We start from the raw sequence: 25,409 nt of genomic DNA, 5'->3' as shown, positions 1-25,409 counted from the left end.
ACCTCGAGGTAAGGGCCCGGCGCTGGGTGCTGCACATCGATATGGACGCCTTTTTCGCCTCGGTCGAACAGCTGACCCGGCCCACGTTGCGCGGGCGTCCGGTGCTGGTCGGGGGCACCGGAGGGCGCGGGGTGGTGGCCGGGGCCAGCTACGAGGCGCGGGTGTTCGGGGCGCGCTCGGCCATGCCGATGCATCAGGCTCGCCGTCTGGTCGGGGTGACGGCGGTGGTGGTGCCGCCGCGCGGCGTGGTCTACGGCGAGGTGAGTGGGCAGGTCTTCGAGACGCTGCGCTCGCGCATCCCGGTATTGGAGACGCTGTCGTTCGACGAGGCGTTCGGCGAGCCCGCCGAGCTGGCGGGGGCGAGCGTGGGGGAGGTGCTGGAATTCTGCGAGCAGCTGCGGGCGCTGGTGCGCGAACGCACCGGGCTGGTCGCCTCGGTCGGGGCGGGCACCGGTAAGCAGCTGGCGAAGATCGCCTCGGGCCTGGCCAAACCCGACGGTGTGCGGGTGGTGTCCCCGGCCGACCAGCAGCAGCTGCTGGCCGCGCTGCCGGTGCGCAAGCTGTGGGGGATCGGGCCGGTGGCCGAGGGGCGGTTGCGGTCGGTAGGCATCGAAACCGTCGGTGCGTTCGCGGCCCTGCCCGAGTTGGAGGCCGTTTCGCTGCTGGGTGGCAGTGTGGGCGCGGCCCTGCATCGGCTCGCCCGCGGCATCGACGACCGGCCCGTCGCCGAGCGCGCCGAGGCCAAACAGATCAGTGCCGAAACCACGTACGAGACCGACATCCTCACCCTGGCCCAGCTGCGCCCGGCGATCGAGGAGATGGCCGCGGCCGCCCACCGGCGGTTGACCCGCGACGGCCGCGCGGCCCGCACGGTGGTGCTGAAACTGAAGAAGGCCGATATGGGGATCGTGACCCGCTCGTTCACCCTGCCTTACGCCACCGAGGATCTGGCCACCTTGACCGCCGCCGCCCTGCGCTCGGCCATCGACCCCGGCGAGCTGGGCCCGATCCGCCTGGTGGGCGTGGGATTCGGCGGGCTGTCGACGGTGCGGCAGGAGTCGCTGTTCCCGGAATTGGATCAGGACTTGGTCGCGCGCCCCTCGACACCCGCCGCGCTCGATCGTCGTTCCGCCGCGCTCGATCATCATTCCGCCGCGCTCGATCACCTTCCCGGCGCCAGCCGGGACGCCCTCGACGAATTCGTCGCGCCCGAGCCCACTTTCGCCGTCGCCGCGGAATCCGGCGTCGCCGTCGCCGAAGCCGCCGTCCCGCCCGCGACCCGCTCCTACACCACCGAATTCTGGTATCCGGGCCGCGACGTGCACCATCGCGAACACGGCCACGGCTGGGTGCAGGGCAGCGGGCACGGGCGCGTCACGGTGCGTTTCGAGACACGCTCGACAGGACCGGGTCCGGCGTATACGTTTGCCGCCGACGATCTCGATCTCGCCCCGGCCGACCCGCTCCTTAGTCTTCGTTGAATTTTGGCGGGTAGCGTGAGGCCACTCGTGCAGCGCTGCCGGTCGGGTGGTAGCTGTCACGTGCACGGAACAGACCAACTCGAACGTAAAGGACGAGCATTGAAGCTTCAGATGACTGGACGCATCGCGGTCGCCACCCTGGCCGTGGTGGCGGCGCTCGGCATGTCGGCCTGCGGTAACGGCGACAAGAAGTCCGACAGCACGCCCACGAAGGCGACGACCAGCGCGTCGGCCACCACGGCGGAGAACGTCCCGCCGGCGCCGACCGTCGCGGAGCTGAACCAGGAACTGCAGCAGACGCTGGACCCGAACGTGCCGGACGCACAGAAGGTGCAGTACCTCGAGGACGGCGAGGAGGCGCTGCAGAAGGATCCCGACATGATCAAGAAGCTGGTCAAGGCGTACCAGGAGAACAACGCCAAGATCGACATCACCAACGTGCAGCAGCTGGGTGACCAGCTGACCGCGAAGGTGAACTTCTCGGTCAACAACGCCGCGCCCACCGAGGCCGACGTGCCGTTCATCGCCCAGGACGGCAAGTGGAAGCTGCAGAAGAGCTGGGCGTGCGCCGGCCTGCAGAACCTCGGGCAGCAGTCGCCCGCCTGCAGCTGACAGTCGTGTTCCCGACGCGGCCGGCATCCGGATGGCACGGATGCCGGCCGCTGCCGTTTCCATCCGGAACAGACCGGCGAGTCTAAGCGGAGGCTGAGAATCGCGGGACGATTTGGCCGGTCACGAAAGCGTCACGCTACGATCGGCCCCCGTGACCGACACGATGGTGAGGGCGGACGAGACGTCCGCGGCAGGCGAGAAACCCGGGATCACCGGCACACGTCGGGGGAACTGGGCCAAGCCGGTGGCCTTCCTCGCCGGACTGCTCGCCGCGCTGTGCGCCGTTGCCGTGCCGCTGCTGCCGGTTCGCGTCGATCACACGACACTGTCGTGGCCGCAACAGGATTCGACCCGCAGCATCACCGCGCCGCTGATCGGCTATGCGCCGTTGACCTTCGACGCGACGATTCCGGGCCGTGCCGCGGCGCAGCTGAGCGCGGGCGGCGGGATCGTCGCCTCGACCCTGCCCAACGGGGCGCCCGACCTGGAGCACTACGGTTTCGTCGCGCGCGTGCGGCCCGCGCAGGACGATAAGCCCGCCCAGCTCGAGGTGGTGCTGCGCAACCAGGCGCTGCTGAGCGTCCCGCTCGACCGGCTCGCCGACGGCGCCCTCACCGTGCACTCCGATATCTCCTCCACCACCGTCTCCGGTGCGGGGGTGAAACCCGTTGAGCTGCACGGTGATTACCGGCCGCAGCTGGTGGGTGTGTTCAGCGATCTGACCGGTGCCGAGGGTGCGCGCGTGAGCGCCCAGGTGGACAGCCGCTTCTCGGTCACTCCGACCTTCCTCAAGCGCGCCGCCTCGGTCCTGGCCGTGGTGTTCACGCTGATCGCGCTGTTCGCCCTGCATCGTCTCGACCTGCTCGATGGGCACCGGGTGCGGCGGTGGGTGCCGCAGCGGTGGCGGCGGTTCACCGGCGTGGACGCGGTGGTGCTCGCGACGCTGGTGGTGTGGCATTTCATCGGCTCCACCACCTCCGATGACGGCTACCAGTTCGGCATGGCCCGCGCGTCGCTGGTCTCGGGCTACATGGCCAACTACTTCCGCTTCTTCGGCGTGCCCGAAAACCCGGTCGGCACACCGCCGTACGACGTGATCGCGCATATGGCCGAGATCAGCACGGCCAGTCCGTGGGTGCGGTTGCCGACGCTGCTGGCGGGCGTCATCACCTGGTTGGCGCTGAGCCGCGAGGTGATCCCGCGCCTGGGCGTGGCCGTGCGGCACGACAGGGTCGCGGTGTGGACCGGTGCGCTGGGCTTTCTAGCGGTTTGGCTGCCCTACAACAACGGCCTGCGCCCGGAGCCGGTGATCGCGGTCTGCGTGCTGCTCACCTGGTGCTTCGTCGAGCGCGCCATTGCGACACGGCGGCTGCTGCCCTATGCGATCGCGATCGTGATCGCCGCCTTCAGCTTCACCGCGGCACCGTCGGGTCTGATCTGCCTGGCGCCGTTGATCGCGGGGATGCGGACGGCGGTGCGGAGCGGGATTGCCCGGGCCCGGGAGCTTGCGGGCGCGGATTCCCATGGGGGAGCGCCGATTTCCTGGTGGGCATGGGTGCGCGGCTACGGTGCGCTGGTCGCCCCGCTCGCCGCGGCCGGGACGGTGATGCTGGTGTGCATGTTCGGCGTCCAGCCGCTGTCGGCGATGTTCGAGATGAAGCGCGTGCACAATGCGGTCGGACCGGCGGATCCCTGGTACAACGACTATCTGGCCTATCAGTGGCTGTTCATGCCCACCGCCGACGGGTCGATCGCGCGCCGGTTCGGCATGGTCGCCATGTGGCTGGGCCTGCTGGTGTGCGTCTTCGTGCTGTTGCGCAAGGGCGGGCGCATCCCGTTCACCGCATCCGGGCCCGCCAAACGGCTGCTCGGCATCACCTTCGGCGCGATGCTGTTGATGGCGCTCGCGCCGACCAAGTTCACGCATCACAACGGCATCTACGCCGGGCTGGCGGGATCGCTGGCGGTGCTGACCGCCGTCGCGGTCGGCCCGCGCGTGATGCGGTCGCCGCGCAATCGCGCGCTGTTCGCGGCCGTGGTCTCGCTGGTGCTCGCCCAGATCTTCACCAGCGTCAACGAATGGTGGTGGATTTCCAGTTTCGGCGTCCCGTGGCACGACAAGCCGCCGTCGTTCCACGGCTTCGGGCTGTACCTGGTGTTCCTGGCGGCCGCCGGGGTGTTCCTGGCGCTGGCCGCGTGGTGGCATGTGCGCGCTCCGGAACCCGGTACGCCGCATCGTGTTTCGCCCCGGGCCTGGCGGCTGGCCAAGATTCCGCCGCTGACGGTGGCGGCGGCGCTGCTGGTGGTCTTCGAGGTGGGCTCGTTCGCCAAGGGCGCCGTCTCGCAGTATCCGGCGTTCTCGCTGGCCAAGTCGAATATCAATGCCGTACTGGGTAAGCCGTGCGGGCTGGCCAACGATGTGCTGGTCGAAACCGATCCGAACGCCTCGATGCTGGCGCCGCTGACCGGTGATGCCTTCGGCACCTTCGCCGCCGAGGCCACCGGCTTCGTGCCGGGCGGCGTCGGAGATCTCACGCCGGACGGCGAACCGAACAACGGCAGCAGTATCGCCAATGCCTTCAACAACAAGCCCGGTGGTGACAGCGGCACCCAAACCGGTGGCCTGCCACTGCCGTTCGGGCTGGACTCCGCGACCACGCCCGAACTCGGCACCGCGGGACACCCGGGCACGGCCGATCTGACCACCGGGTGGTACCGCCTGCCCGCGTCGGGCGATCGCAGCGGGATCGTGGCGATCGCCGCGGCCGGACGCATCCGCTCGGTCGACAAGGACGGCGTGGTCACGCCCGGGCAGTCGGTGGAACTCGAGTACGGCACAACCGATTCCGCGACCAGTGCGCGGCCGCTGGGCCGGGTCACCCCGATCGATATCGGCCCGGCGCCGTCGTGGCGGAACCTGCGGGTGCCGCTCGATCAGATTCCCGCACAGGCCGATGTGGTTCGCATCGTGGCCGGCGCCCGCAGCCTGGACCCGGGCCAGTGGCTGGCGCTGACCCCGCCGCGCGTCCCGCAGACCCGCACGGTCAACGACCTGATCGGCTCGCACAGCCCGGTGCTGCTGGATTGGGCGGTGGGCCTGCAGTTCCCGTGCCAGCGCCCGTACGACCACAAAGACGGCATCGCCCAGATCCCGGCCTGGCGCATCCTCCCCGACCGTGGCGGCGCCCACGACACCAACCTGTGGGAAAGCCACGACGGCGGCGGCCCCCTCGGCTGGAGCCAGCAACTCCTGCACTCCCAAACCCTGGCCACCTACCTGAACCACGCCTGGCGCCAAGACTGGGGCGAACTCCAAAAACTCACCCCCATCGACCCCACCGCCACCCCGGCAGTCCCCACGGTCACCCAGGAAACCCACACGGGTTGGTGGAACCCGGGCCACATCAACACCAACTGGTAGCCCCCGTCGTTCCGGCCAAAAGCACGCCGGAACGACGGGGAACGAGGCTGGCTCCGCACGCCGGAACGACGGGAACGAGGCTTGCTCCGCACGCCGGGCAACCATTTGCAGCCCGGCGTGGGTGCCCCATAGTTCCCCCGCGCGTTCTGTCTTACGTCCCCCGGCGTGCGTTCTCTCCCCGGCGTGGGTTCCCTCTCGTGTCCCGGCGTGGGTTCCCCCTATTGCCCGGGGTGCGTTCCCTCCTACTTCCCCGGCGTGCTTTTCGCCGGGGTCAGCCGCGGCGGTAGTTGTTGAATCGGCGGGGTGGGATTGCTGGGCGGCCGGGGTTGGTGATCTTGCCGGTGAAGGGGTTGTCGGTCGGTTGGGATCGGTCGGAGGCCTTGCGGCGGCGTTCGCGACGGGACAGGGTGGATGCCTCCTCGGTTGGTACTCGCGTCGAGGCGGGGGCGGCGAGGGTGAATGCGGTGCGGTGGGAAGTATCGTGCGAAGCAGGCATGGGTGGCCCTCCTGAGGGTATGTGTGGCCGACTCACCGGCAGCGGCCGGCCGAGATCGAATGCCGGGGAACGGCAAGGGATTCGGACGCCTCGGGCCGAGAAGGCACCGGGCGGGGCGCGGGATCGCGCTCAGGAGAACAAAGTCGACATGCGGAGAACCGTAGCAGCGGCCCCGTGAGGGATGCATCCGATTTTTTGGCGGGCCGCCCGCCTGCTCACACCCCCCCGCATCACGGCCCGAGGACGCCCTGCAGGCGCATCACCTGTTTGGCGGTCAGATCCCGCAACGTGGCCGGATCGATCGGGGTGGGCGCGCTCTCGGCGATCTGCACGACACTGCTGCCGACCAACACCACCGTCGCCGCCGTGTACAGCGTCACGCCCTCGCTGGTGGTGTGCACCTGAAAAGAGGTGGAGGCGTCCCCGGCCTTCGGCTGATCCAGCCCGCCCGTCCGGTAGTCCATCGCGGTGCCGTCGGCATCGGTGCCCGAATACTTCCCGCACTGCCGCACGAGATTCTGCACGGTGGAGAAGGCCTGGGCCGCACCACCGTTCGGATAGCTCGCGATATCGATATCGATCCCGGCGAAATCCGGCGTCGAATAGTGCACGGCCCCACGCGCACTGGCACCGGAGGCCTGATCACCCACGGGCGCGAGCACTTTCGCGCACGAGGCGGGGTCGGTGCGCGACCGGTCCGCCGGCTGCTGCGGCCCGTTACCCGGTGCGGCGTCGTCGAGCCGGGTGTACCCCGGCGGCAGATCGGCCGCGGTCAGCAAACGAGCCTGCAGCGCGGCCGAATCGGTGACCGCGGGCGCCGAGACGGGCGCGGGCGTCACCGCCGGCCCGAACCCGGGCAGCGAATCCTGCTGCTGCGAGCCGCATCCCGCGCAGGCGACCACACCCGCCAGCAGCCACCCGGCGTGCTTCACTCGTCCCATTGCACCTGGGTGCTGATCTTCTGCCGCAGCACCACGGAGGTGTTCGGATCCCGATAGGCCTGGCGCCCGCCGATGGTGACCGAGCCCGAAACCGGCAGCGGCAGACCCAGATCCACCGTGATCGTGCCGGTGCCCTGCATCAGGTAGTCGACGATGTCGAGCGACGCGGCGTTGTTGGGCAGGTTCCACACCATCGACCGCGGCTTCTGCGTCACGTTCAACTCGATGGTCAACCGGTTGCCGTCGCGTTCGGTCAGCGTGGCCGTCGTCACCTGATCGAGCATCACCCCGCCGGACACCTGCTGGCGCACCGTCCACACCGCGCCCTCGCCCACCGGTTCGTTCGGCAGCGTGATCGACTGGTACACGGCCTGATAGAAGGCCTGCTCCAGGGCGGCGCGGGCGGTGTCGGGGGTGGCGGGCTTGGGCGCCAGCCGCAGCGCCGTGACCGCGCCCAAGTCGCTGATCTCGAAGCCGGCGCGCGAACCGTTGGCCGACAGCAGCTGCTGGGCCAGGGTCGGATCGGTGGAGGTGACCGTGCCCAGGGTCAGATCGACGCCGTCCTGACCGGTCCGCGCGGTCAGCGGAATCGTCACCGACGGCGGCGAGGAGTCCCGCATCGGCTGGTCGTTGATCTGCTGTTCGATGCGATGATCGGTGCGCAGCGTCACCTGCTGCGCGGTGCCGGGGCCGATCGCCGGGCGCAGCAGCGAGCGCGGTTCGTCACCCGGCTGCACGACGGTCGTCACCGCCGCCGCGATGGGCATGGTGACTTCCCGACCGGATCCGGACGGCTCCACCTCGGCATCACCGGCGGATTCCGTGCTGTCACCGCAGCCGACGCCCAGCGTCGACAGTGCGACCGCGAGCACCACCAGTAAGAGACCCGAGCGGGCGGATCGCAGGGATAGGGAAGACAACACCGTCACGCCGAACAGGGTACGACCGGTTCCTGAAAATCAGCTGGGACGCGCTGCGCGCACGGTGGCCCCGAGCGCCGGCGAGGGGCGGCGTGAACGCCGAGCGACGGGGCCGCTATCTCTATAAGGGATGATGTCTGCTGTGAGTACCGACCGGCAGCGCGAGCAGCACACCGATGACCACGACGAGCCGCCCCGGGATCCGGGCCTACCCGTCCGCCCGCGCCGTCTGCCCGCCCTGCTGCTGGTCGCCGCCGTTGTCTTCGCCCTGGATCTGGGCACCAAGGCCCTGGTGGTGGCGAAAATGAAGCCCGGTGAGCCCATTTCGATCATCGACGACGTGGTGCGGCTGACCCTGGTGCGCAACCCGGGCGCCGCATTCTCCATGGCCACCGGCATGACCTGGCTGCTGACCCTGATCGCGGCGGCCGTCGTCGTGGGCGTGATCCGGATCGGTCGCTCGCTGCGCTCGGTGGGCTGGGCGGTCGGTCTGGGCCTGGTGCTCGGTGGCGCCGTCGGCAACCTGATCGACCGGCTGTTCCGGGCCCCCGGTCCGCTGCAGGGGCATGTGGTCGACTTCATCTCGGTGACCAAGTGGTGGCCGGTGTTCAACGTGGCCGACTCCTCGATCGTGTGCGGGGCGATCCTGCTGGTGGTGTTGACCGTGTTCGGATTCGAACCGGACGGCACCCGTTCCGGCCGCGACGATCACGGGGCGGAGGCCGGCGCATGAGGGAGACTCGTGCCATGCCGGTACCCGACGGTCTCGACGGCATGCGGGTCGACGCCGGGCTGTCGCGTCTACTGGGGTTGTCGCGCACCGCGGTCGCCACCCTCGCCGAGGAGGGCTCGGTGCAGATCGATGGCGCGCCGGTCGGCAAATCGGATCGGCTCGCGGCCGGCGCCTGGCTCGAGGTGGAGTTCCCCGAGCCCAAGCGGGAACTGACGGTCGAGGCCACTCCGGTCGAGGGGATGAAGATCCTCTACGCCGACGACGACATCGTGGCCGTGGACAAGCCGGTCGGAGTGGCCGCGCATACGGGTGTGGGCTGGTCCGGTCCGACCGTTGTGGGCGGGCTGGCCGCGATGGGCTATCGGATCTCGACCTCGGGCGCGCACGAACGCCAGGGCATCGTGCACCGGTTGGACGTGGGGACGTCCGGGGTGATGGTGGTGGCGCAGTCCGAACACGCGTACACCGTTCTCAAGCGGGCGTTCAAGCAGCGCACGGTGGACAAGCGTTATCACGCGCTGGTGCAGGGGCATCCGGATCCGTCCAGCGGCACGATCGACGCGCCGATCGGGCGGGCCCGCGGCAACGATTGGAAGTTCGCCGTCACCGCCGACGGCCGCCCGAGTGTCACCCACTACGACACCGTCGAGGCGTTCCAGGCCGCAAGCCTGCTCGACATCCACCTGGAGACCGGCCGCACCCATCAGATTCGCGTGCACTTCTCCGCCATCCGCCATCCCTGCTGCGGAGATCTGACCTATGGCGCGGATCCCAAGCTGGCCGAGCGGCTCGGCCTGCAGCGGCAGTGGTTGCACGCCCGCTCGCTCGGGTTCGCGCATCCCGCCGACGGCCGGTGGGTCGAGATCACCAGCGAGTATCCGGCGGATCTGGAGCATGCGCTGGACGTGCTGCGCCATGCGTGAGCGGCGGGTTGCGCTGCTGGTCGCCGCCGCTGCCGTGCTCGCGGTCGTGATCGTGGTGCTCGGCTGGGCGTATCCGCCGCGCCCGTCGGTCGTGACCACCGACCGGCTCGGCCCGGAGACGGGCGAGCCGGTCGCGCAGTACCTCGACCGGGCGAAAGATTCGCTGACCGGAACCGACTCCGACGAGCACTGGGCGCTGGTGTCCTTCGCCGTCGGCATCGCGCCGGAGCGCATCCCGGACCACGCCGGGGGCCTGCGGATCTCCCAGGTGCTCCACCACGTTCCGATCGACCGCGTGTACACCCCGGTCCTCGCCGTCCCCGTTCCCGCGGGCGACGCCGTCGCCGTCGCGTCCGCTCGGGCCGCCGCCAACACCCTGGCCGCCGTTCACCCGGTCGACGAACGCTCCGCCCGCGTCGCTGCGGTCGTCTCGGAGCGCCTGCGCGCGGGCTGCGCCTGCACCGTCGGCCTGGTCGTCCGCGGCCGCCTCGACCGGCTCCGAGAGTTGGCCTCCCACACCGGTATTCGAGCCGTCCAGGCGCTCCCGGCCGATGCCGCGGCGGGCGCGTTCGCGATAGTCCCACTCCTGCCCGAACAGACCGACATCGCCGCCCCCGGCCCCGACGACGGGCCGGTTCCGGACCGCTGACATCCCGCTGGGTGAGGGCGTTCCGCGCCCCGCATCCTGACCGATTCGTCGCGCACGTTCTAGGCTGTCGAGCATGTCGATCACCGAGCAGACCTCGCGTGCGCCGGGGCTGACCGCGGCCGAGGTGGAGCAGCGGGTCCGCGACGGGCAGACCAACGATGTTCCGGATCGGGCCAGCCGCTCGGCCGCCGATATCATCCGGGCGAACGTGTTCACCCGGATCAACGCGATCCTCGGTGTGCTGTTCATCCTGGTGATGGCCACCGGCTCGCCCATCGACGGCATGTTCGGCCTGCTCATCGTCGCCAACAGCATCGTCGGCATCGTGCAGGAGTTGCGCGCCAAACAGACCCTGGACAAGCTCGCGATCGTCGGGCAGGCCAAGCCGGTGGTACGCCGCGACGGCACCGCCCACGAGGTGGCACCCAAGGATGTGGTGCTCGACGACCTCATCGAACTCGGACCCGGCGACCAGATCGTGGTCGACGGCGTGGTCGAGGAGTGCGAACTGCTCGAGGTCGACGAGTCGCTGCTCACCGGCGAGGCCGATCCCATCGACAAATCCATTGGCGCCGAGGTCATGTCGGGCAGCTACGTGGTGTCGGGTTCGGGCGCCTACCGGGCCACGAAGGTCGGCCGGGACGCGTACGCCGCGAAACTGGCCGAGGAGGCCAGCAAGTTCACGCTGGTGAATTCCGAGCTGCGCAACGGCATCAACACGATTCTGAAGGTCATCACCTATCTGCTGATTCCGGCGGGTTTGGTGACCATCTACAACCAGCTGTTCTCCAGCCACGAGTCGTGGCGGTCCGCGGTCAACGGCATGGTGGCGGCGCTGGTGCCGATGGTGCCCGAAGGTCTGGTGCTGATGACCTCGATCGCGTTCGCGGTCGGCGTCGTGCGGCTGGGCCGGCGCAAATGCCTGGTGCAGGAGTTGCCCGCGATCGAGGGCCTGGCGCGGGTCGATGTGGTGTGCGCCGACAAGACCGGCACCCTCACCGAGAACGGTATGCGCCTGGCGGAACTGCGCACCGTGGGCGATGCCGACGAATCCGCATTGCGAGAAGTCCTGTCCGCCATGGCTTCCGACGATCCACGGCCCAACGCCAGCATGGTGGCCATCAAGGAGGCCTCCGGCGACGGCCCCGGCTGGCGGACGACCGGTGTCGCGCCGTTCTCCTCGGCCAAGAAGTGGAGTGGCTGTTCCTACGGCGAGCACGGCAACTGGCTGCTCGGCGCCCCGGATGTGCTGCTGGATTCCGACTCCGAGATCGCCGCGACCGCACAGGACATCGGCTCGCAGGGGTTGCGGGTGCTGCTGCTGGCCAGCAGTGACCGGGGGGTGGACGCCCCTGATGCGCCCGGCGTGGTGACACCGCAGGCGCTGGTGGTCCTGGAGCAGAAGATACGCCCCGACGCCCGCGCCACCCTCGACTACTTCGCCGAACAGAACGTGGCGATCAAGGTGATCTCCGGCGACAACGCCGTCTCGGTCGGTGCGGTCGCCTCCTCACTCGGGCTGCCCGGCGGCGACCATGCCCTCGATGCCCGCAAACTGCCTTCCGAGCAGGACGAATTGGCCGATGTGCTGGATCGCGAGACCACCTTCGGCCGGGTGCGGCCGGATCAGAAGCGGGCCATGGTCGGTGCGCTGCAGTCGCGCGGGCATACCGTCGCCATGACCGGCGACGGCGTCAACGACGTGCTGGCACTCAAGGATGCCGATATCGGCGTGGCGATGGGCGCGGGCAGCCCGGCCACCCGCGCGGTCGCGCAGATCGTGCTGCTGGACAACAAATTCGCCACGCTGCCGTATGTCGTGGGCGAGGGCCGCCGAGTCATCGGCAATATCGAGCGGGTCTCGAATCTGTTCCTCACCAAGACCGTGTACTCGGTGCTGCTGGCGTTTCTGGTCGGTGTGGCGGGTATCGGATCGCAGCTGTTCCACTACGAGCCGCTGCCGTATCCGTTCCTGCCCCGGCACGTGACGATCGCGGCCTGGTTCACCATCGGTATTCCGGCGTTCATCCTGTCGCTGGCGCCCAACAACGAAAGGGCCCGAACCGGTTTCGTGCCGCGCGTGTTGCGGCTCGCGGTGCCCTCGGGCGTGGTGATCGGGGCGATGACCTTCATCGCGTACATGATCGCCTACCGGGGCGCGGACCAGACCGAGACCGAGAAGGTGCAGGCGGGCACGACCGCGCTGATCACCCTGCTGATCATTGCGGTGTGGGTGCTGGCGATCGTGGCGCGGCCGTGGAACTGGTGGAAGCTGCTGTTGATCTTCGGCTCGGTGGCGGGTTATCTGATCCTGTTCACCGTGCCGTTCACGCGGCACTTCTTCAAACTCGATCCGTCCAATATCGCGCTCACCGGCACGGCCGCCATCTGCGGATTCATCGGCATCGTCCTGGTGGAGGCGGCGTGGTGGTTCAGCGCGGAGTTGACCGGTGAGAAGCGACGGCTGATCCCCGCAGCGCCCGGCGAAAACAGCTGACCGCCGCTGGCGAAAACAGCTGACCGCCGCTGGCGAAAACAGCTGACCGCCGCGTCTTTTGGCGGTCCCCAACTGGTCACATGCTATGGCACGCCGTGAACTGCGTTGTGCCGTGTGTCGATTGGCGACGCGGGTACCTTCGGCTGTATGGAGGTCCTGCTGCATCAGATCGATGCGTTTGCCGACGCGCCGTTCACCGGTAATCCGGCGGCGGTGATGCCGCTGCTGGAATGGTTGCCCGACGCGCTCATGCAGCAGGTTGCCGAGGAGAACAACCTCGCCGAAACCGCCTTCTACACTTCGATTCTGCCGCCGGAGGCGGGGGAGCCGCCGGCCGACGGACCCGCCTACCATCTGCGCTGGTTCACCCCGACGACCGAGATGGACATGTGCGGCCACGCCACCATGGCGGCCGCGGCCCAATTGCTCGCGGACCTGCATCCGGGCGAGGACCGCGTCCATTTCTTCACCCGCAGCGGCTGGCTGGTGGTGGACCGCACCGACGACGACGAATTCGTCCTCGACCTGCCGGTGATCGCCTCGGTCGACGTCGTCCCCGACCCCGCCCTCGTCTCGGCCCTGCGCGTGCGTCCCCTGCGTGCGCTCACCGGCCAGGACGAGGTGATCGTGGTGGCCACCGAGGCCGAGGTCCGCGAAATCCGCCCCGACTTCTCGGCCTTCCCGAGGCTGCCGCGCGGCGTCATCGTCACCGCCCCCGGCGACACCGCCGACTTCGTCTCCCGCGTCTTCGCCCCCGCCGCGGGCATCCCCGAAGATCCCGTCACCGGCTCCGCCCACGCCCAACTGACCCCGATCTGGGCCCGCGATTTCGGCCGCCCCGACCTCACCGCCCGCCAACTCTCCCCCCGCGGCGGCCGCCTCCACTGCACCCTCTCCGACGACCGAGTCCTCCTCACCGGCCGTTGCCACCGCTACCTCGACGGCGTGGTCACCCTCCCGGACTGATTGCCGCCGATTCGATTCTGGATTCGATGGCGTCGAGAAGGAGATCGAGGCCGTAGGTGAAGCGCTCCAGTGCTCGCTGCAGCAGATAGGGTGCCGATGACTCGGCGACGGTGAACGCGCCTGCGGCGTCCATCGCGGCGAGTACCGGGAATCGCCCGGCCATCCGTTCCTCGAGCAGCGGTGCGCGCTGCTGCCACCACTGTTCGTCGCTGCTGCCGGTTGCCGCGGGTGCCTGTTCGGCGTCGACCACCGCCGAGGCCGCGCCGCGGGTGTAGGAGTCCACGGCCGCCACGCAGCGGATGATGTCGGAGGCCGACAGGCCACAGCCGTCCAGGAGAGCGACGGAGGCCTCGTAGCGGGCCACGTAGTGAGGGCCGAATACCGTGCGCGAGGTGGCCACCTGCAGCAGCCAGGGATGTGCGCGGAAGGTCGCGAGATCGCTGTGCGCGAGGTCGCTCAGCCCGTGTCGCCACCCGGTGTCGGCTCTCGGAAGCGGCTGGCCGCCGATGACACGGTCGACCATCAGCTCCAACAGTTCCGCCTTGCCCGGCACATAGGTATAGAGCGTCGCGGCACCGACATTCAGTGTCTGCGCGAGTGCGCGAATCGAGAGCGAGGACGGTCCGCAGCGGTCGGCCTCGGCGATCGCGGCGTCGACGATCGCCGACAGGTCGAGCCGATGACGTGGCCCGCGCCGCGGCACCGGCGTCCCGCCGTCCCACAGCAGCGCCATGGTCCGGACGGCGTCGCCACGTCCTGCGTATTCCATCCGCGAATCCTCCTCCGGCAATACTCCGAACAGCGTACGATGTTTTCATGTCCGCCGTGACCGTCATTCCCATGCTTCCCTGCCGCGAATTGGACGACATCCTGCCCTTCTACGCCGCCCTCGGATTCGAGCAGACCTACCGTCAGGACCGGCCCAACCCGTATGTGGCCCTGCGTCGAGACGAGGTCGAGATGCACTTCTTCGGCGTGCCCGGGTTCGATCCCGCCGAGTCGATGGGCAGCGTCGGCCTGGCGGTCCCCGACACGGCCGCGTTGTATTCGGCGTTCGCGGCCGGGCTGCGCGCCGAGTTCGGCAAGGTGCCGGTGTCCGGAATCCCGCGGATGACCCGACCGCGAAAAAAGCAAGGCATGCCCACCGGGTTTTCCGTCGTCGATCCCGGTGGGAACTGGCTTCGAATCTTCCGGAAAGACGACCCCGGCGACGACCCTTCCGCACGGGAGAGCCGACTGGAGCGAACGGTGAAAGCCGCTGCCCGGCAAGCAGACTCACACGGCGACGAAAACGCCGGCATCCTCGTCCTGGAGAACGGGCTGGCCCGGCACGCCGACGCCCCCGCGGCCCAGCGCGTCCCGGCCCTGGTCTACCTCGCCGAACTGTACATCCGCACCGGCGACCACCCCCGCGCCTCATCCCTCCTCACCCAGATAGCGGCCCTGGACCTCTCCGACGCCGACCGCCAAACCCTCGCCCCCGACCTAGCCCTCGCCGCCGACCTCGCCGCCGACCTCGATTGATCGCCGAGCGAGCACCGGGGACAGCGAACAGCGAGAACACGGCTGCCGGATTGCTCGCTCACCGGGGGAAACTCGCTCGACGGTGGTGCCGGGTGGAAGTAGCGTCGGGGCGGTGGAGTTGCGGAGTGTGGAAGCGGAGGGTGGTTCGGGGGCGGGAGGCGAGGTGGGCCGATCGGGGTGGCGCGATGGCGGGGGAGTGGTTTTCGGGGCCGGGGCCTATCTCACGTGGGGGCTCTTTCCGGCGTTTTTCGGGCTTTTGGGGTTTGCGAGTTCGGTGGAGATTTTGGTTCATCGGATTCTCTGGACGTTGGTTGTGGTTCTCGTGCTTCTCGCGGCGATGGGCCGGATCCGGGAGTTGGCGGCGATCGATGGGCGGACCTGGCTGGTCGCTGCGGTGGCGGGAGCGGCGATCGCGGCCAATTGGGGGTTCTATGTGTACGGGGTCACCTCGGGGCATGTGGTCGAATGTGCGCTCGGGTACTTCATCAATCCCCTTGTGACGGTCTTGTTCGGGGTGGTGATCTTCCGCGAGCGACTCGCCTGGCCGCAGTGGCTGGCCCTGGCGTTGGGGGCGAGCGCGGTCGTCGTTCTCACCGTCGATTACGGCAAACCGCCGATCATCGCGCTCGTACTCGCCTGTTCGTTCGCCACCTATGGGCTGGTGAAGAAGGTGATCCGGCTCGATCCCATGCGCAGTGTCGCGGCCGAGGGCCTGGTGTCCGCGCCCATCGCACTCGCCGTCGCCATCGGGCTCGGGGTGAGCGGCCAGGCGACGTTCGGTCATGGGGCCGGGCACACCGCCCTGCTCATCGCTTGCGGTCCGGTCACCCTCGTGCCGCTGCTGCTGTTCGCGCTCGCCGCATCCCGCGTGCCGCTGTCGACCATGGGCATCCTGCAGTACCTCACTCCGGCACTGCAAATGGCCTGGGGTGTACTCGTCGGCCACGAGTCGATGCCCGCCACCCGGTGGGCCGGATTCGGGCTGATCTGGCTGGCGCTGCTCGTGTTCACCGGCCACGCGCTGTACCGCTCACGAGTGAAAACTGCTGTGGCGCAACCCGAACCGGTGTGACCGATTGTGCCGCCCGGAACCGGCGCGGTATACTTGATCTTCGTGGCGATGCTCCTGTAGGCCGACTTGTACCGGTCCAGGGTCGGGATCGTCACGACCACAGGAGAAATTCACTGTCTGTTCAGTTCAATCACACCATCGTCGGCTGTCGGGACCCTCGGGAGACCGCCGAATTCTGGGGAGATGTCCTGGGTGTGGACGTCGGGGAGCCATGGGGACCGTTCATCCCGGTCACCGTGGCCAACGGCGTCACCTTCGACTTCGCCCGGGTTCCACCGGATGTCACCGACATCTCGCCGATGCATTACGCCTTCCTGGTGTCCGAGGACGAATTCGACGCGTCGTTCGCCAAGATTCGTGCTCGGGGGCTGCGCTTCTGGGCGGATCCGCACCAGCAGCACGAGGGTGAGATCAACCATAACGACGGGGGCCGAGGGGTGTACTTCCCCGACCCCGATGGCAACTACCTGGAATTGATCACCGTCCCGTACGGTGGCTGGCCCGAGTAGTTTCCGCACAACCGGCAACCGCCCGGCCCGCACGTCGCGGGCCGGGCGGTCGTCATCTCAGCGAAAGTTGTCGCCCACCAAGCGAATTGCCGCCACCAGCGCCTCGGTGAGGGGGTCTCCGCGCAGTGCCGCGGCACGCACGGCGGAAATGGCGGCACCGATGAACGCGCCGACCATCGCCGCCGCGGTCGTCTCGTCCAGATGCGGAAAGCTCTCGCGCAGTGCGGCGGTCATGCGCTCCTGTGCGGCGAAGGTGCGCTGCAGCATGGCGCCGTACAGGGTCGGCACCGTGAACAGCAGCCGGGCCCGATTCTGCTCGAATTCGTCCTCGGGATCGTCGAGACGGGTCACCTCCTGCATGGCATCGAACGCTCGCAAGAGCGCATCGGCCGGCGCGTCGCCGGGCTCCCGTCGCGCCAGCACCCGCAACCCGGCCCCGATCACCTCGGAGCGATCCCCGAAGACCAACTCCTCCTTCGTCCCGAAGTAGTTGAAGAAGGTGCCCGGCGACACCTCCGCCGCATGTGCGATCTCGCTCGTCGTGGTCCGGTCGTAGCCCTTCTCCTCGAACAGCCGATAGGCCGCGCGCAAGAGGGCGCGGCGGGTGCGTTCCTTCTTGCGTTCCCGCAGGCCGATCTCGCCATCTCCCATACCGGGACTCTACTACGGGCGCTACAAACTTATAGTTTCACTAATTTTAGAGAGGCAACAAACTGGAAGTATGTGTGGAATCACCGGATGGGTATCCTTCGACCGAGATCTGACCGAGGAACGCGGGATCGTGGAGGCAATGACCGCCACCATGGCCCGGCGCGGCCCCGACGACGGCGGGGTGTGGATCGAGGGTCATGCCGCGCTGGGACACCGGCGGCTGGCCGTTATCGACATCGCGGGCGGCGCACAGCCGATGACCGTCGAGACCCCGAACGGCCCTGTGACACTGGTCTATTCGGGGGAGACCTACAACTTCACCGAGCTGCGTGCCGAATTGGCGGCGCGCGGCCACCGCTTCCGCAGCCGCTCCGACACCGAGGTCGTGCTGCGCGGCTACCTGGAGTGGGGTGACGCGGTGGCCGAACGCCTGGTCGGGATGTCGGCCTTCGCGATCTGGGACGCCCGGGACGAGCGCCTGGTGCTGATCCGCGACCGGCTGGGCATCAAACCGCTGTACCTGTGGCGCACGCCGGACGGGGTGCTGTTCGGATCGGAACCCAAAGCGATACTGGCCAATCCGCTCGCTCGTCCGCGCCTCGGACTCGACGGTCTGCGGGAACTGTTCACCATGCTGGCCGACTGCCGGACCGCGGTGTGGGACGGCATGGGGCAGGTCGACCCGGGCACCGTGGTCACCGTGACGCGCTCGGGAGTTCGTCGCCGCCGCTACTGGGAGCTGAGCACGGCAGAACACACCGAGGACCTACCGGCCACCATCGCCACCGTGCGGGAACTGCTCGAGGACAGCATCGCCGGGCAATTGGTCGCCGATGTGCCGCTGTGCACGCTGCTGTCGGGCGGACTGGACTCCTCGGCCATCACCGCCTTGGCGGCGGCACGGCTGGCCGCCGACGGGGAATCGGTGCGCAGCTTCACCGTCGACTTCGTCGACCAGGCAGAGAATTTCGTCGCCGACGACTGGCGGCAGACACCCGATTCCCCGTTCGCGCAGGAGGTGGCGCGGCACGTCGGCGCCCGGATGAGCACGCTCACCATCGACGTGGCGACCCTGGCCTCGCCGCAGGTGCGCGCGGCCGTGGTGGCCGCGCGGGATCTGCCGTTCGGCTTCGGCGACAGCGACGCCTCGCTGTATCTGCTGTCGCGGGCGGTGCGGGAGCAGTCCACGGTCGCGCTGTCGGGCGAATCCGCCGACGAGATCTTCGCCGGCTACCGCTGGTTCCACGAGCCGAGCATGCGCGACGCCGACACCTTCCCCTGGCAGGCGGCCATGCCGAAGGAGCTGACCCGGCGCACGGGACAGCTGCGGCCCGAGCTGGTGCGCGAACTCGATCTGGAAACCTATGTGCAGGACAAATATCGGGAGGCGATCGCACCGGTGGAGCCGGTGCCGGGGGACAGCGAACTCGACACGCGGATGCGGCAGCTGTCCTATCTGCATCTGACCCGATTCCTGCGGGCGATGCTGGACCGCAAGGACCGGCTCAGCATGGCGACCGGATTGGAGGTCCGGGTGCCCTACTGCGATCACCGGCTCATCGAATACGTCTACAACGTGCCGTGGTCGATGCGCGCGTTCGACGGCCGGGAAAAGAGCCTGCTGCGCGCGGCCACCACCGACCTGCTCCCGAAGTCGGTGGTCGAACGGGTGAAGGTGCACTACCCGCTGGCCCAGGACCGCGCGTATGTGATTGCCCTGCAGGAACAATCGGCGCAGATCTCGGCCGACCGCCCCACCCACCGGGTATTCGACATCATCGACCCCGACGTCATCGCGAAACTCTCCACCCGCCCGGCCGAGGCCATCGACCTCCCCGACCGGATCGGCCTGGAACAGTTCCTCGACCTCGTCATCTGGCTCGACCACTACGAACCCGAGCTACCGAGGGCCTGACCTGAGGTCGTTTGCGCCTTCTGGGCGAACTCGTTGGTGTAGGTCTGCTCCAGTTCGATGTGGTCGCGGACGGGTTTCACCGCGCGGGAGTACTGGCCGAGGATGTTCAGAACGTTCTGGGCGCCTTCGGGTTTCATCAGGCCGTCGCCGTTGAACATGCCGATCGAGTCGCGGATGGACTGCACGTACAGGTCCTTGCCGCCCGCGGCGTACTGCGGGGGCATCTGCGCGGCGATCTCCTCGGGCGTGTGGGCCTTGATCCACTGCAGCGTCTGCACGAACGCGTTGACCAGCTTCTGCACGATATCCGGATGCGATTCGACCATGTCGCAGCGCATGTACAGCGACGACGCGGGATACAGCCCGCCCAGGGCGGCGCGGGTTCCGGCCTCGGTACGCATATCCACCAGCACCTTCGCCTCACCGGTTCTGATCATCTGGGCGACGGTCGGGTCGGTGGTCATGCCCGCGTCGATGCCGCCATGGTTCATTGCCGCGATGAACGATTGTCCCGCACCGGCTTTCACTCGGTCATAGTCCTCGGTGGTCAGTCCGGCCTGCCCGGCCAGGGCCTGAGTGAGGAAGTCGGTGGACGATCCCAGCGAGGTCACGCCCAGCTTCTTGCCACGGAAGTCGCCGGGTCCGGAGATGGTGTCCGCCTGCGCCTTCGACACCAGCTCCACCTCGCCGGGCACGTCGGCCAGCTGCACCACGGTGCGCAGGCACTGGTCCTTGGCCTGCAGGTCGATGGTGTGGTCGTAGAACCCGACCACACCCTGCGCATCCCCGGTCAGCAGCGACAGTTCGGCGCTGGCGCCGGATTGGTCACCGACCAACTTGACGTCGATATCGTTGCGGGCGAAGGCACCCAGCCGCTGCGCGAGCATGGCGGGCAGGTAGATCACCTTCTCCAGACCGCCCACGACAATGGTGATCTGCGGGCGCCCGTTGGCCATCGGGATGCGCCGGGTGTCACGGCAGCCGGTGACCAGCAGCAGCGAACAGACGGCCACCAGGATCACGGCGAGGTGTTTGCGATACTTCATCGTCACACCTCGCGCGCCGACTGCGCCTGGGACGGACGCCATTTCAGCAGCCGGTTCTCGGCGAAGCCGATCGCCGATTCCGCCAGCAGCGCCACTACCGTGATGATGATCATCCCGGCATAGATGCCCGCGGAGTCGAATGTGCCCTGCGCGTTGGAGATCAGTAAGCCCAATCCCTTACTGGCACCGGCGTATTCGCCGACCACCGCGCCGATCAGCGCGAAGCCGAAGGCCGTGTGCAGGCTGGACAGGATCCAGGTGGTCGCGCTCGGCAGGACGATCTGCGACAGCACCTGCCAGCGTCCCGCGCCGAGGATGCGCGCATTGTCGATGATATGGCCGTCCACCTCGCGGGCACCGCTGAAGGCATTGAAGAACACCGCGAAGAAGACCAGCACGATCACCGTGGCGACCTTCGACTGCAGTCCCATGCCGAACCACACCAGGAACAGCACCGCCAGCACGATGCGCGGAACGGCGTTGAGCGCCTTGATGAACGGCGCCAGCACCTGCGCCCAGTAATGGTTGCGGCCCAGCAACACCCCCAGCACGACACCGGCGATGCTGCCGATCACGAAGCCCAGCACCGCCTCCTCGACGGTGGTGAAGATCTGCAGCCAGATCGAGCCGATCTGCGTTCCCTGGGTGAACCATTCGACCAGCCGGGACCAGATTCGCGACGGCTTGGAGTAGACGAACGGATCGATCCACAGGGTGGCGGTCAGTTCCCACGATCCCAGCCACAGCACCACCAGCAGGGCGCGCAGGCTCCAGGTGCGCAGCGTCGCCCGTCGTGCATGGGTGCGAGCCCGGGCGAGGATCTGCTCCTCGGTCTCGGCCTCGACTTCGGGTGTGGCAGTGGCGATTCGCTCGATGGCGCCGGGCGATGCGATGGTCTCATGCGACACGGTCGGCTCCCTTCGCGCGGGCGGCCTCGACCTGGTCGCGCAGCGTGCCCCAGATCTCGGCGTAGAGCCGGCGGAATTCCTCGGTGAGCCGGACCTCCTCCACATTGCGGGGCCGGTCCAGGGTCACCCGGAAATCGCCGCAGACGGTGGCCGGGCTCGCGGTCATCACCACCACGCGATCGGCGAGTGCGATGGCCTCCTCCAGATCGTGGGTCACGAATATGACGGCCGCACCGGTTCCCGACCACACCCGCAGCAACTCATCCTGCATGAGCTGGCGGGTCTGCACGTCCAGCGCGCTGAACGGCTCGTCCATGAGCATGATTTCGGGCTCGTTCACCAGGGTCTGCGCCAGGGCGACGCGTTTGCGCATGCCGCCGGACAGCTGATGCGGGTAGTACTTCTCGAACCCGGCCAGTCCCACCGTGCGCACCCATTCGGCGGCCCGTTCGCGCGCCTGCGCCTTCGACACGCCCTGAAACCGCGGTCCGAGTGCGACATTGTCGAGCACCGTGCGCCACGGCAGCACCGCGTCCTGCTGGAACATGTAGCCGATGCCCTCCGGGATGCCGTCGACATCCTTGCCGCGCACCAGGGTTCGCCCGGCGGAGGTCTTCTCCAGCCCCGACACCAGCGACAGTGTCGTCGACTTGCCGCACCCGGTGGGCCCGACCACCGCGACGAATTCGCCTGGGGCGACAGTGAAGTAAAGATTTCGCACCGCGGTGTGGATACCACCGCCGGAGCCGGGAAAGCGTTTGGTCGCTCCCCGCAACTCGATGAGTGGATCGGTCATGCCAGCTCCTGAAACTCGACGCCGCGCCACGTGAGCGCAACCCGTGGACCGACCATAAGTGCCCCCGCTCACACCCACCCCCTTGTGCGCACAACCCCCGCAACCCGCAATCCGCCCGTTCTGCGCATTCTGCTCAGAGTTCGGCCAGATGCACGCCGGGACCGACGAAGTGGGCATGCTGGGACCGGGAGAGGCATACGACGCGCAACGAGCGATGGGCGTTGTGATCATTCTGCGCACGGTGATAGAAATTGTCGCGATGAGGGTGTTCGGCCGCGGGGTGCGGCTGCGGACGCAGATCGTGTTGCTGCAGGTCGTGCTTGTCGCGCTGACCCTGGGTATCGCGTTCGGCGTATTCGCGTATGTGAGTGAGCAGCGGCTGTCCGGGGAATACGGCCAGCGGGCGCTGGCGATCGCGCGCACGGTCGCTGCCGATCCGGCGGTCCGGGCCGAGGCGGCCCGTTATTCGGCGGCAATCGCGCCGGTCGGCCCCGAACTGGAACAGGAATTGGCCGCCGGGCAGCTCGAGCGCATTGCCGAGCAGACTCGGCTGCGGACCGGTGCGCTGTATGTCGTCATCACCGACGACGCCGGTATCCGGTTGGCGCATCCGGACATTCAGCGGCTGGGGGAGAAGGTCAGCACCGATCCGTCGGCGGCGCTGGCCGGGTCGGAGGTCGTCGTCCAGGAGCACGGCACCCTCGGTGAATCCGTGCGGGCGAAGGTGCCGGTGCTGCAGCCCGACGGTGAGCGGGTGGCGGGGGAGGTCAGCGTCGGGATATCGACCGCCGCCGTCCACGAGCAGCTACTGCGGGACCTGCGGCGGGCGGCGGTGTTCGCCGGGGTCGCGCTGCTGGCCGGTGTGGCGGGTTCGCTGCTGCTGGCCCGGCGCTGGCACGGCCTGACGCTCGGCCTGGAACCGTCGGAGCTGGCGGAATTGGTGCGTGAGCAAGCGGTGGTGCTGCACGGCATCGGCGAGGGCGTGGTCGCGGTGGACAACCGCTGGCACGTCACCGTCGTCAACGACGAGGCGTGCCGATTGCTCGGCATCGAGGCCACCAGCGGACGACCGGTCGACGAGATCGGCCTCACGCCCAGGGTTTCGGCGGTATTCCGCGCCGCGGACGGACAACCCGTACCCGCCGCGGTCGGCGACCGCTTGGTCGTCGTCACCGCCCGGATGGTCAGCCGCGAGGGACGCCCCCTCGGCGCGGTGCTGAGCGTGCGCGACCGCACCGACGTGGAATCGCTGACCCGCCAACTCGATGCCGTGCGCTCGATGAGTACGGTGCTGCGAGCGCAACGCCACGAATTCGCCAACCGCCTGCACCTGCTCAGCGGTCTGCTGCACGGCGGCCGCCCCGAGGAGGCCTCGCAATACATCGACGAGCTGCTCGGCTCCGGCCCGCTCGGCGCGGCCCTGCCCGGCATGGACGCCATCCGCGATCCCTACCTCCAGGCCTTCCTCGCCGCCAAGGCCGCACACGCCCGCGAAAGCGGTGTGCACCTGCGCCTGGGCCCCAACACCTGGGCGGACGCGAATCTCGCCGCCCCCGTGGAGGTTACGACGGTACTGGGCAATCTGCTCGACAACGCGATAGAGGCCGCTCGGACGGCCGACAGACAGCCGGAGGGTGTCGGCAAACAGGTGGAGGTGGAGCTGGTTCAGGAAGGGTCGACGCTGCATATCACCGTGGCCGACAGCGGGGCCGGGGTGCGGGCGGATGTCGTGGATTCGGTATTCGCCGAAGGTGTTTCGACGCGGCCGGACAATGGGGTGCCCGGCGGGCGCGGGGTGGGGTTGGCGTTGTCGCGGCAGGTGGCGCGGGCGTTGGGCGGGGATGTGGTGCTGTCGCATCCGGGTGGCGGGGAGACCGCGCTGGGCGGTGCGGAGTTCATCGCGCGGTTGCCGGGGGTGCTGGTGGAGGGAGAAACGGTATGGGCACAGCCGATTTGAACGTTCTGGTCGTCGACGACGATTTCCGCGTGGCGAACCTGCACGCCGGAATCGTCTCGGCCGTACCGGGTTTCGCGGTCGCCGCCACGGTGAACACGCTGTCCGCGGCACGGTCGGCGATCGTGGACGCCTCCTTCGACCTGGCGTTGATCGATGTGTACCTGCCCGACGGGTCGGGTATCGACCTGGTTCGCGAAATCCGTTTCGACGCCATGATGCTCACGGCCGCCACCGAGGCCGACACCGTGCGCGCGGCCTTGTCCGCGGGCGCACTCGGCTACCTGGTGAAACCGTTCGACCACACGGCGCTGGCGACCCGGCTGGCCGGTTATGCCCGCTACCGCCGCCTCCTGTCGACCTCGGTGGTCACCGCCCGCGACATCGACGCGGCCGTCGAGGCATTGCGCCCATTCGGCGTCTCCGGCTCGGCACCCGCCCCCGCCTCACCGACCAGGGACCTGGTCCTGCAGGCCGTGCGCGCCTCATCGACCCCCCTGTCGGCCGCCGAGGTCTCCGCACTCACCGGCGTCTCCCGCGCCACCGCCCAGCGCTACCTGGCCACCCTCGTGGGCTCCGGCGCCCTGCGCATGCAGCTGCGCTACGGCAGCACCGGCCGCCCGGAACAGGAGTATTCGGCGCTACCGGGTCAGGGGTAGCGATATGGAAGGTGCCCGGTCTACGTCGCGACGGCGACCCCGAGCGATTGGGCGGCAAGGAATTTCGGGGCCGGCGGCTCGTAGAAACGCTCGCAGTCGCGGATCTCGAATCCGGCGCGCTCGAGCAGCGAGCGGATATCGCGATCGAGGTGGCAGCCGCCGAAGAAGGTCTTCTGGACGGGATTGAGCCGATGTTGCCACTTCTGCACCTCGGTGTCGGGTGCCAGGCCGTGCTCCACGAAATGCAGGGTGCCGCCGGGGACCAGCACGCGGCGAACCTCGCGCAGCGCGGTGTCGACATCGGGAATCGTGCACAGGGTCCACGTCGACAGTGCGCTGTCGAAACTGTCGTCCTCGAACGGCAGCGATTCCCCGTCCAGGCCCGCCCGGTCCACCGGAACCGCCGCCTTCGCCAGCCGCGGTGCCGCCAGCTTCCAGCCCAGATCGGCCGGTTCCACCGCGCTGACCGAGGCCACCGTCGTCGGATAGAAGGGAACATTGCGACCGGACCCGAAACCGATCTCGACGACTCGCCCGTGCAGTCCCGCGCACACCCGCCGCCGCTTGTCCTCGTTGCTCTTCAAACCGCACGTCAGATCGACGATCCGCGGCAGCACCTGTTCGCTGTAGATACCCACGCCTTCACTGTGCCACCCCCACCTCCCCCGCGCCCTCCGGGAAAGCCCCCATTCGGGCCGCGTGGTGCGGGGGATCGGCCGGGGCGTGGGATGCTGGG

The 25,409-nt window shown here is 68.6% G+C and carries 23 protein-coding genes; 14 read left to right on the top strand and 9 right to left on the bottom strand.

What is annotated here, in order from left to right; genetic code table 11:
* Positions 1-41: 41 nt before the first annotated feature.
* The 3 genes from IU452_RS16595 (at position 42) to IU452_RS16585 (ending at position 5,514) form a co-directional block, all read left to right on the top strand.
* Entirely contained in the window at positions 42-1,481 is a 1,440-nt protein-coding gene (locus IU452_RS16595; RefSeq protein WP_228818103.1) for a DNA polymerase IV, read from the top strand.
* A gap of 111 nt (positions 1,482-1,592) precedes the next feature.
* A complete protein-coding gene (locus tag IU452_RS16590; protein WP_228817945.1) occupies positions 1,593-2,093 on the top strand; it encodes a hypothetical protein in 501 nt (166 codons plus the stop codon).
* Positions 2,094-2,244: 151 nt separating this feature from the next.
* On the top strand, positions 2,245-5,514 hold the full coding sequence (locus IU452_RS16585; RefSeq protein WP_324192662.1) for an arabinosyltransferase domain-containing protein: 3,270 nt from the start codon (positions 2,245-2,247) through the stop codon (positions 5,512-5,514).
* A gap of 271 nt (positions 5,515-5,785) precedes the next feature.
* On the opposite strand, the gene IU452_RS16580 is transcribed toward IU452_RS16585, so the two are convergent.
* From IU452_RS16580 to IU452_RS16570, 3 genes are all read right to left on the bottom strand, one after another.
* The gene (locus IU452_RS16580; protein WP_195109959.1) at positions 5,786-6,010 is read right to left on the bottom strand and encodes a hypothetical protein; all 225 of its coding nucleotides are present in this window, start codon (positions 6,008-6,010) and stop codon (positions 5,786-5,788) included.
* A gap of 230 nt (positions 6,011-6,240) precedes the next feature.
* Positions 6,241-6,951, bottom strand: coding sequence for a sensor domain-containing protein (locus IU452_RS16575; RefSeq protein ID WP_195109958.1), 711 nt, complete (start codon positions 6,949-6,951; stop codon positions 6,241-6,243).
* Positions 6,939-7,880: a hypothetical protein gene (locus tag IU452_RS16570; protein ID WP_324192661.1), complete on the bottom strand. Its 942-nt coding sequence runs from the start codon at positions 7,878-7,880 to the stop codon at positions 6,939-6,941. The genes IU452_RS16575 and IU452_RS16570 overlap by 13 nt, the downstream gene beginning before the upstream one ends.
* Before the next feature lie 124 nt (positions 7,881-8,004).
* Between IU452_RS16570 and lspA the strand changes: the two genes are divergently transcribed.
* The 5 genes from lspA (at position 8,005) to IU452_RS16545 (ending at position 13,639) form a co-directional block, all read left to right on the top strand.
* Positions 8,005-8,604 carry a signal peptidase II gene (gene lspA, locus IU452_RS16565; RefSeq protein WP_228817942.1) on the top strand — a complete coding sequence of 200 codons (600 nt, stop codon included), beginning with the start codon at positions 8,005-8,007 and terminating at the stop codon, positions 8,602-8,604.
* Entirely contained in the window at positions 8,601-9,527 is a 927-nt protein-coding gene (locus IU452_RS16560; RefSeq protein WP_195109956.1) for an RluA family pseudouridine synthase, read from the top strand. The genes lspA and IU452_RS16560 overlap by 4 nt, the downstream gene beginning before the upstream one ends.
* A complete protein-coding gene (locus tag IU452_RS16555) occupies positions 9,520-10,176 on the top strand; it encodes a hypothetical protein (protein ID WP_195109955.1) in 657 nt (218 codons plus the stop codon). Before IU452_RS16560 ends, IU452_RS16555 begins: the two co-directional genes overlap by 8 nt.
* A 73-nt stretch (positions 10,177-10,249) precedes the next feature.
* Positions 10,250-12,673 (top strand): cation-translocating P-type ATPase, encoded by a 2,424-nt coding sequence (locus IU452_RS16550; protein WP_195109954.1) that lies wholly within the window; start codon positions 10,250-10,252, stop codon positions 12,671-12,673.
* 147 nt (positions 12,674-12,820) lie between these two features.
* Positions 12,821-13,639, top strand: a complete 819-nt coding sequence (locus IU452_RS16545; RefSeq protein WP_195109953.1) for a PhzF family phenazine biosynthesis protein — start codon at positions 12,821-12,823, stop codon at positions 13,637-13,639.
* Here the strand turns inward: IU452_RS16545 and IU452_RS16540 are convergent.
* On the bottom strand, positions 13,623-14,408 hold the full coding sequence (locus IU452_RS16540; RefSeq protein ID WP_195109952.1) for a TetR/AcrR family transcriptional regulator: 786 nt from the start codon (positions 14,406-14,408) through the stop codon (positions 13,623-13,625). The genes IU452_RS16545 and IU452_RS16540 overlap by 17 nt on opposite strands.
* Before the next feature lie 47 nt (positions 14,409-14,455).
* On the opposite strand from IU452_RS16540, the gene IU452_RS16535 reads away from it, so the two are divergent.
* The 3 genes from IU452_RS16535 (at position 14,456) to IU452_RS16525 (ending at position 16,744) form a co-directional block, all read left to right on the top strand.
* Entirely contained in the window at positions 14,456-15,163 is a 708-nt protein-coding gene (locus IU452_RS16535; protein ID WP_195109951.1) for a hypothetical protein, read from the top strand.
* Positions 15,164-15,326: 163 nt separating this feature from the next.
* The gene (rarD, locus tag IU452_RS16530; RefSeq protein ID WP_195110231.1) at positions 15,327-16,235 is read left to right on the top strand and encodes an EamA family transporter RarD; all 909 of its coding nucleotides are present in this window, start codon (positions 15,327-15,329) and stop codon (positions 16,233-16,235) included.
* 113 nt (positions 16,236-16,348) lie between these two features.
* Positions 16,349-16,744, top strand: a complete 396-nt coding sequence (locus IU452_RS16525; RefSeq protein WP_195110230.1) for a VOC family protein — start codon at positions 16,349-16,351, stop codon at positions 16,742-16,744.
* A 57-nt stretch (positions 16,745-16,801) separates the two neighbouring features.
* Here IU452_RS16525 and IU452_RS16520 read toward each other — a convergent pair whose 3' ends face one another.
* The gene (locus IU452_RS16520; RefSeq protein WP_195109950.1) at positions 16,802-17,395 is read right to left on the bottom strand and encodes a TetR/AcrR family transcriptional regulator; all 594 of its coding nucleotides are present in this window, start codon (positions 17,393-17,395) and stop codon (positions 16,802-16,804) included.
* Positions 17,396-17,465: 70 nt separating this feature from the next.
* Between IU452_RS16520 and asnB the strand changes: the two genes are divergently transcribed.
* On the top strand, positions 17,466-19,310 hold the full coding sequence (asnB, locus tag IU452_RS16515) for an asparagine synthase (glutamine-hydrolyzing) (protein ID WP_195109949.1): 1,845 nt from the start codon (positions 17,466-17,468) through the stop codon (positions 19,308-19,310).
* Here the strand turns inward: asnB and IU452_RS16510 are convergent.
* From IU452_RS16510 to IU452_RS16500, 3 genes are read right to left on the bottom strand one after another with little or no spacing between them, the layout of a single operon-like run.
* Positions 19,283-20,356 carry an ABC transporter substrate-binding protein gene (locus tag IU452_RS16510; RefSeq protein ID WP_195109948.1) on the bottom strand — a complete coding sequence of 358 codons (1,074 nt, stop codon included), beginning with the start codon at positions 20,354-20,356 and terminating at the stop codon, positions 19,283-19,285. The genes asnB and IU452_RS16510 overlap by 28 nt on opposite strands.
* A gap of 2 nt (positions 20,357-20,358) precedes the next feature.
* Entirely contained in the window at positions 20,359-21,264 is a 906-nt protein-coding gene (locus IU452_RS16505) for an ABC transporter permease (RefSeq protein ID WP_324192660.1), read from the bottom strand.
* Positions 21,254-22,060, bottom strand: coding sequence for an ABC transporter ATP-binding protein (locus IU452_RS16500; RefSeq protein WP_195109946.1), 807 nt, complete (start codon positions 22,058-22,060; stop codon positions 21,254-21,256). Before IU452_RS16500 ends, IU452_RS16505 begins: the two co-directional genes overlap by 11 nt.
* 280 nt (positions 22,061-22,340) lie before the next feature.
* Between IU452_RS16500 and IU452_RS16495 the strand changes: the two genes are divergently transcribed.
* Entirely contained in the window at positions 22,341-24,017 is a 1,677-nt protein-coding gene (locus tag IU452_RS16495) for a sensor histidine kinase (RefSeq protein WP_195110229.1), read from the top strand.
* A complete protein-coding gene (locus IU452_RS16490) occupies positions 23,999-24,673 on the top strand; it encodes a response regulator (protein WP_195109945.1) in 675 nt (224 codons plus the stop codon). Before IU452_RS16495 ends, IU452_RS16490 begins: the two co-directional genes overlap by 19 nt.
* A gap of 20 nt (positions 24,674-24,693) precedes the next feature.
* On the opposite strand, the gene IU452_RS16485 is transcribed toward IU452_RS16490, so the two are convergent.
* Entirely contained in the window at positions 24,694-25,311 is a 618-nt protein-coding gene (locus IU452_RS16485; protein ID WP_195109944.1) for a class I SAM-dependent methyltransferase, read from the bottom strand.
* Positions 25,312-25,409 lie beyond the last annotated feature (98 nt).

Source organism: Nocardia transvalensis (genome assembly GCF_015477765.1).
GTDB lineage: Bacteria > Actinomycetota > Actinomycetes > Mycobacteriales > Mycobacteriaceae > Nocardia > Nocardia transvalensis_A.
This window is presented reverse-complemented; position numbering and strand designations above follow the sequence as displayed.

What these genes read in the sequence shown, in the direction of transcription:
- IU452_RS16540 (WP_195109952.1), bottom strand. Translation starts at nt 14,408, where the DNA reads ATGGAATACGCAGGACGTGGCGACGCCGTCCGGACCATGGCGCTGCTG.
- IU452_RS16595 (WP_228818103.1), top strand. Translation starts at nt 42, where the DNA reads ATGGACGCCTTTTTCGCCTCGGTCGAACAGCTGACCCGGCCCACGTTG.
- IU452_RS16555 (WP_195109955.1), top strand. Translation starts at nt 9,520, where the DNA reads ATGCGTGAGCGGCGGGTTGCGCTGCTGGTCGCCGCCGCTGCCGTGCTC.
- IU452_RS16580 (WP_195109959.1), bottom strand. Translation starts at nt 6,010, where the DNA reads ATGCCTGCTTCGCACGATACTTCCCACCGCACCGCATTCACCCTCGCC.
- IU452_RS16560 (WP_195109956.1), top strand. Translation starts at nt 8,601, where the DNA reads ATGAGGGAGACTCGTGCCATGCCGGTACCCGACGGTCTCGACGGCATG.
- IU452_RS16575 (WP_195109958.1), bottom strand. Translation starts at nt 6,951, where the DNA reads ATGGGACGAGTGAAGCACGCCGGGTGGCTGCTGGCGGGTGTGGTCGCC.
- IU452_RS16520 (WP_195109950.1), bottom strand. Translation starts at nt 17,395, where the DNA reads ATGGGAGATGGCGAGATCGGCCTGCGGGAACGCAAGAAGGAACGCACC.
- IU452_RS16590 (WP_228817945.1), top strand. Translation starts at nt 1,593, where the DNA reads ATGACTGGACGCATCGCGGTCGCCACCCTGGCCGTGGTGGCGGCGCTC.
- IU452_RS16510 (WP_195109948.1), bottom strand. Translation starts at nt 20,356, where the DNA reads ATGAAGTATCGCAAACACCTCGCCGTGATCCTGGTGGCCGTCTGTTCG.
- IU452_RS16500 (WP_195109946.1), bottom strand. Translation starts at nt 22,060, where the DNA reads ATGACCGATCCACTCATCGAGTTGCGGGGAGCGACCAAACGCTTTCCC.
- lspA (WP_228817942.1), top strand. Translation starts at nt 8,005, where the DNA reads ATGTCTGCTGTGAGTACCGACCGGCAGCGCGAGCAGCACACCGATGAC.
- IU452_RS16550 (WP_195109954.1), top strand. Translation starts at nt 10,250, where the DNA reads ATGTCGATCACCGAGCAGACCTCGCGTGCGCCGGGGCTGACCGCGGCC.
- IU452_RS16545 (WP_195109953.1), top strand. Translation starts at nt 12,821, where the DNA reads ATGGAGGTCCTGCTGCATCAGATCGATGCGTTTGCCGACGCGCCGTTC.
- IU452_RS16490 (WP_195109945.1), top strand. Translation starts at nt 23,999, where the DNA reads ATGGGCACAGCCGATTTGAACGTTCTGGTCGTCGACGACGATTTCCGC.
- asnB (WP_195109949.1), top strand. Translation starts at nt 17,466, where the DNA reads ATGTGTGGAATCACCGGATGGGTATCCTTCGACCGAGATCTGACCGAG.
- IU452_RS16535 (WP_195109951.1), top strand. Translation starts at nt 14,456, where the DNA reads ATGTCCGCCGTGACCGTCATTCCCATGCTTCCCTGCCGCGAATTGGAC.